10 protein-coding genes are annotated in these 14,140 nt (G+C 59.2%); 8 read left to right on the plus strand and 2 right to left on the minus strand.

Features of this window, described 5'->3' with window-relative positions; genetic code table 11:
* The first annotated feature begins 3 nt into the window (after positions 1–3).
* The 8 genes from zigA to LJN55_RS23415 all read left to right on the plus strand — a co-directional run bounded on the left by zigA (position 4) and on the right by LJN55_RS23415 (position 12,908).
* Positions 4–1,224: a zinc metallochaperone GTPase ZigA gene (zigA, locus tag LJN55_RS23380; protein WP_227536510.1), complete on the plus strand. Its 1,221-nt coding sequence runs from the start codon at positions 4–6 to the stop codon at positions 1,222–1,224.
* A 100-nt stretch (positions 1,225–1,324) separates the two neighbouring features.
* On the plus strand, positions 1,325–1,597 hold the full coding sequence (locus LJN55_RS23385; RefSeq protein ID WP_133846765.1) for a VF530 family protein: 273 nt from the start codon (positions 1,325–1,327) through the stop codon (positions 1,595–1,597).
* A gap of 94 nt (positions 1,598–1,691) precedes the next feature.
* Complete coding sequence (locus tag LJN55_RS23390) at positions 1,692–2,978, plus strand: nitrate regulatory protein (RefSeq protein WP_159338408.1); 1,287 nt, start codon at positions 1,692–1,694, stop codon at positions 2,976–2,978.
* Between the two features lie 278 nt (positions 2,979–3,256).
* Positions 3,257–4,519 (plus strand): CmpA/NrtA family ABC transporter substrate-binding protein, encoded by a 1,263-nt coding sequence (locus LJN55_RS23395; RefSeq protein WP_133846763.1) that lies wholly within the window; start codon positions 3,257–3,259, stop codon positions 4,517–4,519.
* Positions 4,516–5,412, plus strand: coding sequence for a nitrate ABC transporter permease (gene ntrB, locus LJN55_RS23400; protein ID WP_171149752.1), 897 nt, complete (start codon positions 4,516–4,518; stop codon positions 5,410–5,412). Before LJN55_RS23395 ends, ntrB begins: the two co-directional genes overlap by 4 nt.
* Entirely contained in the window at positions 5,412–6,197 is a 786-nt protein-coding gene (locus LJN55_RS23405; RefSeq protein WP_133846761.1) for an ABC transporter ATP-binding protein, read from the plus strand. Before ntrB ends, LJN55_RS23405 begins: the two co-directional genes overlap by 1 nt.
* A 10-nt stretch (positions 6,198–6,207) precedes the next feature.
* Complete coding sequence (gene nirB / locus LJN55_RS23410; RefSeq protein WP_171149753.1) at positions 6,208–10,284, plus strand: nitrite reductase large subunit NirB; 4,077 nt, start codon at positions 6,208–6,210, stop codon at positions 10,282–10,284.
* Positions 10,281–12,908 (plus strand): nitrate reductase, encoded by a 2,628-nt coding sequence (locus LJN55_RS23415; protein ID WP_200643720.1) that lies wholly within the window; start codon positions 10,281–10,283, stop codon positions 12,906–12,908. The genes nirB and LJN55_RS23415 overlap by 4 nt, the downstream gene beginning before the upstream one ends.
* On the opposite strand, the gene LJN55_RS23420 is transcribed toward LJN55_RS23415, so the two are convergent.
* Both LJN55_RS23420 and LJN55_RS23425 read right to left on the minus strand, forming a co-directional pair.
* Positions 12,905–13,546 (minus strand): DUF1109 domain-containing protein, encoded by a 642-nt coding sequence (locus LJN55_RS23420; RefSeq protein WP_133846805.1) that lies wholly within the window; start codon positions 13,544–13,546, stop codon positions 12,905–12,907. The two genes, LJN55_RS23415 and LJN55_RS23420, sit on opposite strands and share 4 nt — an antisense overlap.
* Complete coding sequence (locus LJN55_RS23425) at positions 13,533–14,099, minus strand: sigma-70 family RNA polymerase sigma factor (protein ID WP_133846758.1); 567 nt, start codon at positions 14,097–14,099, stop codon at positions 13,533–13,535. The genes LJN55_RS23420 and LJN55_RS23425 overlap by 14 nt, the downstream gene beginning before the upstream one ends.
* Positions 14,100–14,140: the final 41 nt, after the last annotated feature.

Genomic DNA, 14,140 nt, shown 5'->3' on the forward strand with positions numbered 1-14,140 from the left:
ATGATGCAAGAAAAATACGCTTTACCCGGTAACGATACCCGCCTGCCCGTAACCGTTTTGTCGGGTTTTCTCGGGGCCGGGAAAACGACACTGCTTAACCATATCCTGAACAACCGTGAAGGGCGCCGCGTGGCGGTGATCGTCAACGATATGTCGGAAGTGAATATTGATGCGTCACTGGTGCGCGACGGGGGTGCAGAGCTGTCGCGCACCGACGAGAAGCTGGTGGAGATGAGCAACGGTTGCATCTGCTGCACATTGCGCGAAGATCTGCTGCTTGAAGTAAACCGCCTGGCACGCGAAGGGCGCTTCGATCAGCTGGTGATCGAATCGACCGGCATTTCAGAACCCCTGCCAGTCGCGGAAACCTTTACGTTCGAAGATGAAACCGGGGAGAGCCTGTCCGCCGTGGCACGCCTGGATACCATGGTGACCGTTGTCGATGGCTACAATTTCCTGCACGACTATGAATCCCGTGACAGCATCCGTTCACGCGGTGAGTCGCTGGGTGAGGGCGATGAACGCTCGGTCGTCGATCTGCTGATTGAGCAGATTGAATTCTGCGACGTACTGATACTGAACAAAATCGATCTCATCAACCCCGATCAGCGCACACGGTTATTTGCCATCCTGCGCAGCCTCAACCCCCGCGCACGCATTGAATGTGCCCGTTTTGGTGAAGTTCCGCTGGACCGGGTACTGAGTACCGGTCTGTTTGACTTTGACGAGGCGGCACAGGCTCCGGGCTGGATGCAGGAGTTACGCGGCACCCATGTCCCGGAAACCGAAGAGTACGGTATCAGCAACTTTGTCTGGCGCGCCCGTCGCCCGTTTCACCCCGAGCGTTTCTGGGTATTATTTTCCGCAACACTGCCAGGCGTCGTGCGTTCGAAAGGCTATTTCTGGCTGGCATCACGGCCTGGTTATGCCGGCAACTGGTCGCAGGCTGGGGGCGTGGCACGTCAGGGGATGGCGGGTAGCTGGTGGGTCAGCGTGCCACGCGAACGCTGGCCACAGGATGAGGAGTCCCTGCTGGACATTATGCACCACTGGCAGGAAGGCATCGGGGATGCCCGACAGGAACTGGTATTTATCGGCATAGAGATGGATGAAGCCAGGCTGCGTCAGCAGCTGGATAACGCACTGCTGACGGAGAGTGAGATGGCGGCTGGCCCGCAGAGCTGGGCCAGATTGCACGACCCGGTTCCCGCCTGGTTTAACTGATCACCCCTGCCAGGGACGGCAGGTACCCGGTTAATTATTGCATCTGGCGTTGGCGCTCAGTATCGTGTGCGCAATTTCTTCAGACTCGCCGGACACCACAATGACCTCTCATACCCCAAAAGATCCTTTGCATGGCCTGACGCTGGAAGCCCTGTTAACTGCGCTGCAAGCGCGTTATGGCTGGGAGGCGCTGGCGAAGCGCGTCAATATCAACTGTTTCAAAAGCGATCCGAGCATTAAATCCAGCCTGAAATTCCTGCGCCGCACCCCATGGGCGCGTAAAGAAGTCGAAGAGTTGTACATTGCTTCACTGGATGAGGTGGAAGAAGCCCCGGCAGACAGCCCCTGGGGCAACTGGCAGGGAAAGAAATAGTCGCCTGATCGCGCGCTGATGGTGCAACACATTTTATAAGTGGCACACATTATGCTTAATACGCTTATCCAATTTCATCGCTGGAGAGCGTCTAATGCGTGCCACCACACCTTCACCGCTTATGTACCTGACAGCATCGCGACAGTGTGAAATTGCTAATCTGCGTAATTTGCTCCATACCGGCCATCTGACAGCCATCATCAGCCAGCTTATCCATGAACTGCAGCGCGAACGCGGTGCCAGCAATATCTGGCTCTGTTCTCAGGGACGGATGTTTGGCGACGAACTCCCCCAGCGTGCACGCCAGGTCAGCCAGATCATCGCCAGTATGATGGCAAAACTGCCCGCCATTCCCTCTCCGGAGAACGCATCACAGGGCAGCAGCCGGGTATTCAGCAGGATTGCCTCTGCGATCTACGCGCTGAGCGAGCTGCCCGCGCTGCGGGATGCCATCCGCCAGTTCACGCTTAGCCACGCCCAGGCCATGGCACAGTTCAATCACATTATCCGGCAGTTGCTGAACCTCGCTTTTGAAATGATCGATACCGCTTCTGACCCTGAAGTATCCCGCGCCCTGATTGCTATGTTCAGCTTTATTCAGGGGAAAGAGCTGGCAGGGCAAGAAAGAGCCACCGGATCTGCCGGTTACGCCGCGGGTGAATTCAGCCAGGAGCAGAGCGAGAGGATGGTGGCGCTGATCGGTGCACAGGAGCGCTGTTTTTCCAGCTTCAGCCAGTTTGCCGATGAGGAAAACCTGCAACGCTGGCGCAGCATTGCCACCTGCGACAGTGATGTCGAACGGCTGCGGCGCATTGCCTGCACACGCACAACGCCGGAAGCCGGAGGGACAGAGATGGCCCTGCGCTGGTATCAGCTGATGACCCGTCGTATCGACGGCCTGAAGGTGATCGAAGATGGCCTTGCGCACCACCTGACCCGCTGCTGTCACGACAGCATACGCCGTGCTGAAACCCGGCGCGAGGAGCAGGAAGAGGATATCCATCAGGCGGTCAGCGGGCTTGAAAATCGCTCAGCGTACAGCGTTTATGTGGCAGGGCGCGACGGGTTTCAGCAAGAGGTACAGCAACTGGATAGCGGGGGGCTGACACCGCAGTTGGGACGTTCAGTACTGGAGCTGGTTCAGGCCCAGTCCGAGAGGTTACAGGCCCAGGACAACGAGCTGGCTGCGATGCGTGCCACGCTGAATGAACGTAAACAGATTGACCAGGCCAAGGTGTTGCTGATGCGTCACCACAACTATAACGAAGAGCAGGCCTGGCAGACCCTGCGTAAGATGGCGATGGACCAGAACAGACGTATTGCCGATGTTGCCATCGCACTGCTCTCCGTGGCCGCCGCTTTTACGTCACGCGCAGAGTAATACTTGCACAAACAGTGGGCACTCTGTGCTTCGCAATGGGGCACGGGTCGTTCGCTGTGAACTTCTCAACAGGATAATCCGCACGGCAAACGCCTGACACCATGCGGTTATTCCTTCCTCTCCTGACCTGGCACATCGCTTGCATGACTAAAAAAACATAATGACGCATTTTTGCACCAATGGCGGTGTAAGAGTGCTTTGGATAAAGGCGTCCAACCGCATGCTCAGGCATGTCGGTAGGACGCCTTTTTTTATGCTTTTTTTCAGGAAGCCAGACGATGAGCAAACCGATTTTTCCGCTATCCAGACGTCAATTTCTCACGGGTAGCGCCCTTCTGGGCGGCAGCTACCTTGTTCCCGGGCTGATGAACAGCGTCTGGGCTGCCGGCTCCGATGCCCCGGAGAAAACCAATATTCGGGTAGGCTTCATTCCCTTAACGGACTGTGCCCCCGTCGTTATGGCGGCGGTAAAAGGCTTCGACAAAAAATATGGCATCACCCTGACTCCGACCAAAGAAGCGAGCTGGGCTGCCGTGCGCGACAAACTCACCTCGGGAGAGCTGGATGCTGCACATGTGCTGTACGGCATGATCTATGGCTTGCAGCTGGGTGTCGCCGGGCCACAGCATGATATGGCGAACCTGATGACACTGAATCAAAACGGCCAGGCAATCACGCTATCAAATCAGTTGAAAGAAGCAGGCGTCACTACGGCGGAGGGGCTGAAAAAGACCATTGCAGCTCAACCCGCAGGCAGCTACACCTTTGCTCACACCTTTCCCACCAGCACCCATGCCATGTGGCTTTATTACTGGCTGGCCAATGCCGGTATCGACCCTTTTGCCGATGTCCGTACCGTCGTGGTACCGCCGCCACAGATGGTGATGAACATGAAAATCGGCAATATGAGCGGCTACTGCGTAGGCGAGCCATGGAACCAGCGTGCCATCAGCGACAACATCGGTTTTACCGCCGAAACCACCCAGAATATCTGGCCCGATCATCCGGAAAAAATCCTGGGCACCCGTGCAGCATGGGTGAACGAGAACCCTAACAGCGCGCGGGCACTCACCGCCGCCGTGCTGGAGGCCGCACGCTGGATCGATGCCTCTGACGACAACCGCCGTGAAACCGCGCAGGTGATCGCCAGCCGCGCCTACCTCAACACCAAACCTGAAACCATTGAGGGCCGCATGCTGGGCCACTACGACAACGGTCTGGGAAAACGCTGGCAGGATGCACACCCGATGCGTTTCTTCAACGACGGGCAGGTCAACTACCCCTGGCTGTCTGACGGAATGTGGTTCCTCACGCAGCAAAAACGCTGGGGTCTGCTGAAACAGGAGCCGGATTATCTGGCCGTGGCAAAGCAGGTTAACCGCATTGATATCTACACACAGGCAGCCAGCGCGGCAGGCAGCATCTCACTCCCGCAGAGCGGGATGCGCAGCAGCACCCTGATCGACGGCAAAGTCTGGGATGGCAGCAATCCGGCAGAGTATGCCGCCAGTTTCGCCCTCAAAGCAGGAGGTCAGTCATGAAAAATCAGGCAACCGTCATACCGCTGGTGAACGAAACCACCACGCAGCATGCACAAATCATCCCGCTGAATAACCACCCTGCACCTAAAACGCGGCGACGCTATACGCTGCGCCCGCTGTTCCAGCGCATCATTCCTGGCGTATGTGGGATGATCCTGCTGCTGGGCGTGTGGCAGATTGCCGCACTCTACAGCACCGGTTTTCCCGGACCGCTCTCCACCTGGCAGGCGGCAGTCACGCTGTTCGCCGATCCCTTCTACAACGCCGGGCCCAACGACCAGGGTATTGGCTGGAACGTCCTGGCTTCGCTGCAGCGTGTCGCTATCGGGTTTGGCCTGGCGGCACTGGTCGGGATCCCGGCGGGCTTTCTGCTGGGAAGATTTCTGTTTTTAGGGCGCATGTTCAGCCCGATTATTGCCCTGCTGCGCCCCGTCAGCCCGCTGGCCTGGCTGCCCATTGGTTTGCTGCTGTTCCAGCGCGCAGAACCGGCTTCCAGCTGGACTATTTTCATCTGTTCCATCTGGCCAATGGTGATCAATACGGCAGAAGGCGTGCAGAGAATTCCCCGGGACTACCTCAACGTTGCGCGGGTGCTCAACCTCTCCGAATTCACCATTATGCGCAAAATCCTGTTCCCGGCGGTGCTGCCCGCGGTACTGACCGGCGTACGCCTCTCCATTGGCATTGCCTGGCTGGTCATCGTCGCCGCCGAGATGCTCACCGGAGGCCTGGGCATCGGATTCTGGATCTGGAACGAGTGGAACAACCTCAACGTGGAAAACATTCTTATCGCCATTGCGATTATCGGTGTGGTCGGTCTGCTGCTGGAACAGGTGCTGATGCTGCTCGCACGCCGCTTTTCCTGGCATGACAGCCAGCAGGAGAACAAATAATGCCGAACATTATTGATGTACAGCAAGTCAGCCAGCGCTTTAACACCGCCCAGGGCGATTTCCTCGCGCTGGATAACGTCAGCTTCAGCATCCGCAAAGGCGAAACCCTGAGCCTGATCGGGCATTCCGGCTGCGGGAAATCGACGCTGCTGAATCTGATCGCCGGACTGACGCTGCCCAGCGAAGGCGGTCTGCTGTGTGATAACCGGGAGATCGCCGGGCCGGGACCAGAGAGAGCGGTGGTGTTTCAGAACCACTCGCTGCTGCCATGGCTGACCACCTACGACAACGTGGCGCTGGCGGTAAACCAGGTCTTTAAAGGCAGTATGAGCAAGGCAGAACGACACGAATGGATCCTGGAAAATCTTGAACAGGTGCAGATGGGGCATGCCCGTGATAAACGGCCGGGCGAGCTCTCCGGCGGCATGAAACAGCGCGTCGGTATTGCCCGCGCGCTGGCCATGAAACCCAAAGTGCTGCTGATGGATGAGCCTTTTGGGGCTCTGGATGCGCTGACCCGCGCCCGTCTGCAGGACGCCGTGATGAGTATTCAGCAAAAACTGAATACCACCATCGTGCTGATCACCCATGACGTCGACGAAGCGGTGCTGCTCTCCGACCGCGTGATGATGATGACTAACGGCCCGGCGGCAAAAATTGGCGAGATCATGAATGTAACACTGCCCCGTCCCCGTTCCCGGGTGGCGCTGGCGGATGACCCGCAGTATCACCAGTTGCGTCAGCGCGTGCTGCATTTCCTCTACGAAAAACAGTCAGCGGCATAAGGGGCACATCATGGCGGAACATCTGGTGGTGATCGGCAATGGGATGGCAGGCATGCGTATGGTGGAAACCCTGTGCCAACTGGTGCCTGGCCGTTACCGCATCACAGTGATTGGCCGTGAACCGCTGGGCAACTACAACCGCATCATGCTTTCTCCGGTACTGGGCGGTGAAAAAGCCTTCGAGGAGACACTGCTGCATACGCCCGACTGGTACCACCAGCACGGCATCACGCTGTACAGCGGAGAAACCGTGACATCACTGGACTCGCACCGACAAACGCTGACCACCGGACAGCGGACCCTGAAGTGGGATCAGCTGGTGCTGGCCACCGGCTCGCTGCCGGTTTTTCCTGAGATCCCCGGTATCCGGCTGCCGCATGTTCAGGGATTTCGCACCCTGGCAGATGTCGAACAGATGCTCAACAGCACGGGCCCTGTGGTCGTACTGGGCGGCGGACTGCTGGGTATCGAAGCTGCCGCGGCCCTGCGCCTGCGCGGACGCGCGGTCACGCTGATCCATCGAAACAGCTGGCTGATGGATCGGCAGCTTGATCCAGAAACCGGTGGTCTGCTGGCCGCCACACTGGCGCAGCGGGGTATCGACTGCCGCCTCGACACCGCGCTGAGCCGTGTCGATCCGACCAGGGTAACGCTGCGTGACGGCACCCGGCTTCCCGCCACCTGCGTGCTTATCGCTATCGGCGTGATACCCGACACCGCGCTGGCACGTGAAGCCGGGATCCCCTGCCAGCGCGGCGTGGTGGTAGATCGTCAGTGTCGTACCGCCCTGGCAGGTATCAGCGCGCTCGGTGAGTGCTGTGAAATCGAGGGTGAAACCTTTGGTCTGGTCGCCCCCTGTTTCGCCCAGGCAAAGGTGCTGGCACAGCGGCTGGCGGGCATGCCCGTTGCGGACTATGTCAGTGAAGACAATGGCACTCGCCTGAAAGTCAGCGGCATTGAGATGTTCAGCGCCGGGGATATCTCCTCACGACAAAACCGGCACAGCGCCAGCGCCTTTGATCCCATTGCGGGTCACTACCGGCGCCTGTTTTTTCGACAGCAACAGCTTGTGGGGATCCTGCTTTACGGGGATACCGGCGACAGCGCCACCCTGCTTGCCCACCTGCAGAACGCGACCCCACAGAGTCCGCACCTGCTGCTTAACCCGGAACACACAACGCAGCCACAGGCTGCAGGACATCATCAGATGAGCAAACCGACCCTTGTTGTTATTGGCCACGGCATGGTAGGCCACCATTTCCTTGAGCAGCTGGTTAACCGACAGCTGCATCAGCAGTTTCATATTGTGGTGTACGGTGAAGAGCGCCATATGGCCTACGACCGGGTACATCTTTCGGAATATTTTGCCGGTAAGGGTCACGCCGAGCTGTCGATGGTGAGTGACCATTTTTTTGACGACTATGGCATCGAACTACGCACCCACTGTGCGGTAACGGAAATTGACCGCCAGCGCCGCTGTGTTCGTGATACCCGCGGTCACGAGATGGCATGGGACAAACTGGTACTGGCCACCGGATCCTGGCCTTTTGTGCCGCCCATCCCCGGAGGGGACAGCGACAGCTGCTTTGTCTATCGCACGCTGGATGACCTTGATGGCATCGCCGCTAAAGCACAGAGCGCGCGGCACGGCGTGGTGATTGGTGGTGGCCTGCTAGGCCTGGAAGCGGCCAATGCGTTGAAGCAGCTCGGTCTGGAAACGGCAGTGGTGGAGTTTGCCCCGCGCCTGATGGCCGTACAACTGGATGAGGGCGGGGCGGCCATGCTGCGGCACAAAATCGATGCGCTGGGGGTACAGGTGCTCACCGGTAAATCCACCCAGGAGATCGTCCGTCAGCAGGATGGCCGCTTACAGCTCCGCTTCGCGGATGGCAGCCAGATCGACACGGACCTGGTGCTGTTCTCAGCGGGTATACGCCCGCGTGACCAGCTGGCTGCCGCTGCCGGGCTGACCCTCGGACCCCGTGGCGGTATCGATATCAATAGCAGCTGTATCACTTCCGATGACGATATTCTGGCCATTGGCGAATGTGCACTGTGGAACGGGCAAATTTTTGGGCTGGTGGCACCAGGCTATCAGATGGCACGCGTGGCTGCGGCGGTACTGGCCGGGGAAGAAGCCGCATTTACCGGTGCCGATATGAGCACAAAGCTGAAACTGCTGGGCGTGGAGGTGGCATCGTTTGGCGATGCCCACGGCCGCACGCCTGGCAGCAAGAGCTACTACTGGAACAATGAACCGCAGGAAATCTTTAAAAAAATTGTCGTCTCTGCCGATGGCAAACAGCTGCTGGGTGGGATCCTGGTGGGCGACAGCAGCGAGTACAGCACGCTGCTGCAAATGATGCTGAACGGTATGCCGCTGCCTGCCGCTCCCGAACATCTGATCCTGCCGCAGCGGGAAGGCGGGGCGGTAAAAGCGCTTGGCGTGGCAGCGCTGCCGGACAGTGCCCAGGTCTGCTCCTGTCATAACGTCAGCAAAGGCGATATCTGTGCAGCGGTATCCGGCGGCTGTGGCGATATGGCTTCGTTAAAAAGCTGTACCAAAGCCGCTACCGGCTGCGGCGGTTGCACAGCGCTGGTAAAACAGGTGATGGAGTATCAGCTGGCCAGTCAGGGCGTGGAGGTGAAAAAGGATATCTGCGAACACTTTGCCCACTCACGCCAGGAGTTGCATCACCTGATACGCGTCGGAGAGATCAAGAGTTTCGATGCGTTGCTGGCGAAGCATGGCCGCGGGCTGGGCTGTGAGATCTGCAAACCTCTGGTGGGATCACTGCTGGCATCGGTATGGAATGAGTACCTGCTTAAACCCCAGCATCTGCCGTTACAGGACACTAACGATCGCTATTTTGCCAATATTCAGAAGGATGGCACCTACTCAGTGGTACCACGGGTCCCGGCGGGTGAAATCACCGCACGTGGCCTGATTGCCATTGGCGAGGTCGCAGAGCGCTATAATCTCTACAGCAAAATTACCGGCGGGCAGCGCATCGACCTGTTCGGTGCCCGCCTCGAACAACTGCCGGATATCTGGGAGACGCTGCTGGCCGCAGGATTTGAGACCGGGCACGCCTACGGAAAATCACTGCGCACGGTGAAATCCTGTGTGGGCTCCACCTGGTGCCGCTACGGTGTTCAGGACTCCACGGGTTTCGCGATTGCGCTGGAAAATCGCTATAAGGGGCTGCGCGCGCCGCACAAAATCAAAATGGCGGTCTCTGGCTGTACCCGTGAGTGTGCGGAGGCACAGAGCAAAGATATCGGCGTGATCGCCACCGAGAAGGGCTGGAATCTTTACGTCTGCGGTAACGGCGGTATGAAACCCCGCCACGCTGACCTGTTTGCCAGCGATCTTGATGACGCCACGCTAATCCGCTACGTCGACCGCCTGCTGATGTTTTACATCCGCACCGGTGACCGGCTACAGAGAACCAGCGTCTGGATGGACAATCTGGAAGGAGGGCTGGATTACCTGCGCCAGGTCGTCATTGACGACTCGCTCGGCATTGCTCATGAGCTGGAACAGGAGATGGCCCGGGTGGTAGACAGCTACCAGTGTGAATGGCGTACCACGCTGGAAAGCCCGGACCGTCTGGCTCTGTTCCGTTCAACACTCAACAGCAGCCTGCCTGATGAAACCGTGCAGTGGCAGCAGGAACGCGGGCAGATACGTCCGTCCGATGCGCCTCTGGCGATTGTGCAGGATGCCACCCCTCTTCCCTGGACCGATATCTGCCGACTGGATGAAATTCCGGCGCAGGCCGGGATTGGCGCGCGCATCGGAACCCAGCGCATTGCACTGTTCCGCCTGAACGATCGGGTTTTCGTGCTGGATGATAACGAACCTGGCACGCGGGCCAGCGTCTTGTCACGCGGCATACTGGGCGATGCAGGCGGCGAACCGATGGTCATTTCACCGCTGTATAAGCAGCGTTTCCGCCTGAGTGATGGTCAGGCGCTTGACGGTAGCGGGCTCGCCGTACGTTGCTGGCCGGTGAAAATCGAACAGGACCGGGTCTGGGTAGCCAGTGAGGAGATGGCGCAGGTTCAGGTGGTAGCCTCATGAACACCACCTGTCCCTACTGTGGTGTCGGCTGCGGAGTGACCATCACCCGCGATGACAGTGACAGGGTGCAGGTCAGCGGTGATAAACAGCACCCGGCCAATCTGGGCCGCCTCTGCGTCAAAGGGGCGGCACTGGGCGAAACACTCGGCCATCAGGGCCGCCTGCTGCATCCGCAGGTCAACGGTGAGCGCGTAAGCTGGGAAAGCGCACTGGACACGGTGGCAGACCGCCTACAGACGGTGATCGGCGAATACGGCCCGCAAGCCGTGGCCTTTTACGCCTCAGGGCAGCTTCTGACCGAAGATTACTATGTGGCTAACAAGCTGATGAAAGGCTTTCTTGGCGTGGCCAATATTGATACTAATTCCCGGCTCTGCATGGCCTCGGCAGTGGTCGGCTACAAACGGGCACTGGGTGCAGATGCCGTCCCCTGTTGCTATGACGACCTGAACCATACCGATCTGGTGATCCTGGCGGGTTCCAATACCGCCTGGGCGCACCCGGTGGCGTTCCAACGCCTGGTTCAGGCCCGTAAAGAGAATCCCCGCCTGCGCGTAGTGGTGATTGACCCACGGCGTACCGCCACCTGCGATATTGCCGACCTGCATCTGGCGCTGAAGCCGGGCAGCGATGCCGCGTTGTTCACCGGTTTGCTGAACTGGCTGGCGCAGCATGGCGGTATCGATAACGAGATGCGTGCGGTCGTTAACGGGCTGGATGAGACGTCAGAATCCGCATCCGCATGGAGCAGCGAAGCGGTAGCGGACTTCTGCCAGTTGCCACAGGAGAAGGTGGAAACGTTCTTCCAGCTGTTCCTTCACGCCAGCAACGCACTGACGCTCTACTGTATGGGCATCAACCAGTCGAGCAGCGGCAGTGACAAATGTAACGCCATTATCAATGTCCACCTTGCCAGCGGAAAAATCGGCCGGGCAGGCAGCGGGCCATTTTCACTGACCGGGCAGCCCAATGCGATGGGGGGCCGCGAAGTGGGCGGTCTGGCCAACCAGCTGGCGGCGCATATGGGGTTCAGCGCGCAGGAGGTGGATCGGGTGGCACGATTCTGGCACAGCCCGGGGGTAGCCGATAAACCCGGTCTGATGGCCGTCGATCTGTTTCACGCTATCGGCTGCGGGAAAATCAAAGCCGTGTGGATTATGGGCACCAACCCGGCAGTGTCACTGCCGGATGGTCTGACGGTGACGCAGGCGCTGAAGCGCTGTCCGCTGGTGATCGTATCGGACGTCTGTGCACAGACGGACACCACTGCACTGGCCGACATACTGTTACCCGCCCAGGGATGGGGGGAAAAGAACGGCACGGTGACCAACTCTGAACGCCGGATTTCACGTCAGCGTGGTTTTGTTGCACCGGCAGGCGACTCACGCCCGGACTGGTGGATCCTCGCCAGGGTCGCACAGCGTATGGGGTTTCCTGAAGCGTTTAACTGGCAGCATCCTGCAGACATTTTCCGGGAGCACGCGGCACTCTCGGGCTTTGAGAACCAGGGCACCCGGGCCTTTGATATCAGCGCACTGGCGGATATCACTAACGCGCAGTGGGATACGTTGAAACCGATACAGTGGCCGGTTAACGCAGCACATCCCGCAGGGTGTACACGCCTGTTCAGCGATCGCCGTTTCTTCCACCCTGATGGCAAAGCCCGCATGCTCCCGGTGGTGCCCACGTTGCCCGTCGCACAGCAAAATGAGCGCTGGCCGCTGCTGCTGAATACCGGCCGCATCCGCGACCAGTGGCACACCATGACACGCACCGGCAACGTGCCGCGGCTGATGCAGCACATCAGCGAACCCTTCTGTGAGCTGCATCCGCAGGATGCCGCCCGGTATCATCTGCGAGAAGGTGATCTGGTACGCGTTCAGTCAGAAAATGGCTGGATAGTGTGCCGTGCGTGCCTCAGCGAAGATCAGCAACCGGGTTCCCTCTTTGTACCGATGCACTGGAATCGGCAGTTCTCCAGCCACGGTAACGTGGATGCGCTTATCGCTGCCAACGTCTGTCCGCACTCCGGGCAGCCGGAGAGTAAGCAGACGGCAGTGCGCGTACGACGCTGGCAAAGTGACTGGCAGGCTGTACTCTGTCTGCCTGGTGACTGGCAGCCCGGCGCAGGGGTCTGGTGGTCACGCATTGCGGAAAACGGCGTTACACGCTGGCTGCTGGCCGGGCAGGGTGACGCGCAAAGCTGGCTGCATCAGCAGGGTTTATTACATGAGATGGCGCTGCAAACCGCTCAGGCTGAGGGCGAATACTTTCATCTGCTGGGCTGGCAACAAGGCAGGCTGGCACTGGCGTTCTGGAGTGCCGCAGAGAGGCCGGCGATCGACGCCCCCGCGGTGGTTGCCGCCTTCAGCGAGCCCCCCACTGATGCTGCCGGACGCTTTGCATTACTGGCAGGAAGGCAGCGGGGAGGTGAGGCACGTGGAAAAACGGTTTGCAGCTGTTTTGGCATCGGAGAAAATCAGATCCTGAACGCCATTGCCGGAGGATGCGGCACCCCAGCCGCACTGGGTACAGCGCTGAAATGCGGCACCAACTGTGGTTCATGCCTTCCTGAGCTGGCCCAGCTGATCGCGCTAACGGCTAACGATAAACGACATAGCTAGCGGCTCAGCTGTATCCAGCGCCGCCCGGTCAGCACTGTCAGCAACACAATGGTCGCACCTGCGGCCAGGTGCATCGTAAAATCAAGCCTGTGCAGGTGAACTTCGTGGCACAGCGACAGCAGCGTCGATGACATAAAAGCGATGCCCGACCCCGCCAGCGCCAGGCTTTGTCGTGGATAAAGAGAGCGGGTGCGGTTAAGGCAGACAATCGAAATCACCATCATCGGCAGGCTGGCCGAAAGCATAAACAGATAGCAGTGAATACCTTCGCCAAAACGCCCGGCGCCGGCAGTCGCGGCAGCAGAGGCCGTGTTCAGCAGGTTGATCGCCAGCCAGACCACGGCCAGCAATGCGGCCCACCTCAGCCTGAGCGGTTTTAGGCCGGCAATACTCAACGTAAACGCCCCGGCCATCGCACTGGCCCCTATGCCAAACGCCAGCACCAGGGTGAGCAGCGCCAGCCCCGCCCCCGGTTGGGACCAGTCGGTGAAACGGCTGTGCCATGCCCAACTGCTCAGCATGCCACAGGGCAGCACGGTGATAATCCAGGCCACCACACGCCAGCCGACGGGCCAGGTACGTTTTACGGGCCGGGCTGACTGGCTGAGTGTGTCGATCAGTTGGTCATGATTTTTCATCATTCCCCCGTCCATATTTACGCAGGTTGAGCATCGCGCGATGCAACAGTGATTTCACGGCAGACACTGACAGATGGCTGGCGGCAGCGGCCTGCGCCAGGCTCTGCTCGCGCAGATGCACACTCTCCACCATCTCGCGCTGACGTGCAGGCAGACTGCCCAGATATCCGGCTAATTCATCCTGAACGGCCCGTTCTCTGTTTTCAGCGCCGTCGCTTTCAGCAGCCTGGTTCAGTAAGGCATCATCATCCTGAACTTCCGGGCGACGTCCGCGCTGGCGTAACGCATCAATGGCCCGCGCCGACGTTATCGCAGCCACCCAGGGCAGGATCGGCCGCTGCGGATCGTAGGTCTGCCGCACACGATGGATCGCCAGCAGTGACTCCTGAACCACATCTTCCACCAGCGCTTCATCACGGATTTTTTGGCGTGCAAAGGCCCGGATGGCAGGCACCATCGCTTTCAGCAGTTGGTTATAGGCGTTCTGATCTCCCGCCTGCGCACTGGCCATCAGATGCGGCCACGTCTGCGCCCGGGTATCCGTTTCAGCCATTCACTGCCCTGATATTCAGCGCAGCGTCAGAAGACATTGCG

Origin of the sequence: Erwinia rhapontici, from assembly GCF_020683125.1 — a bacterium.
GTDB lineage: Bacteria > Pseudomonadota > Gammaproteobacteria > Enterobacterales > Enterobacteriaceae > Erwinia > Erwinia rhapontici.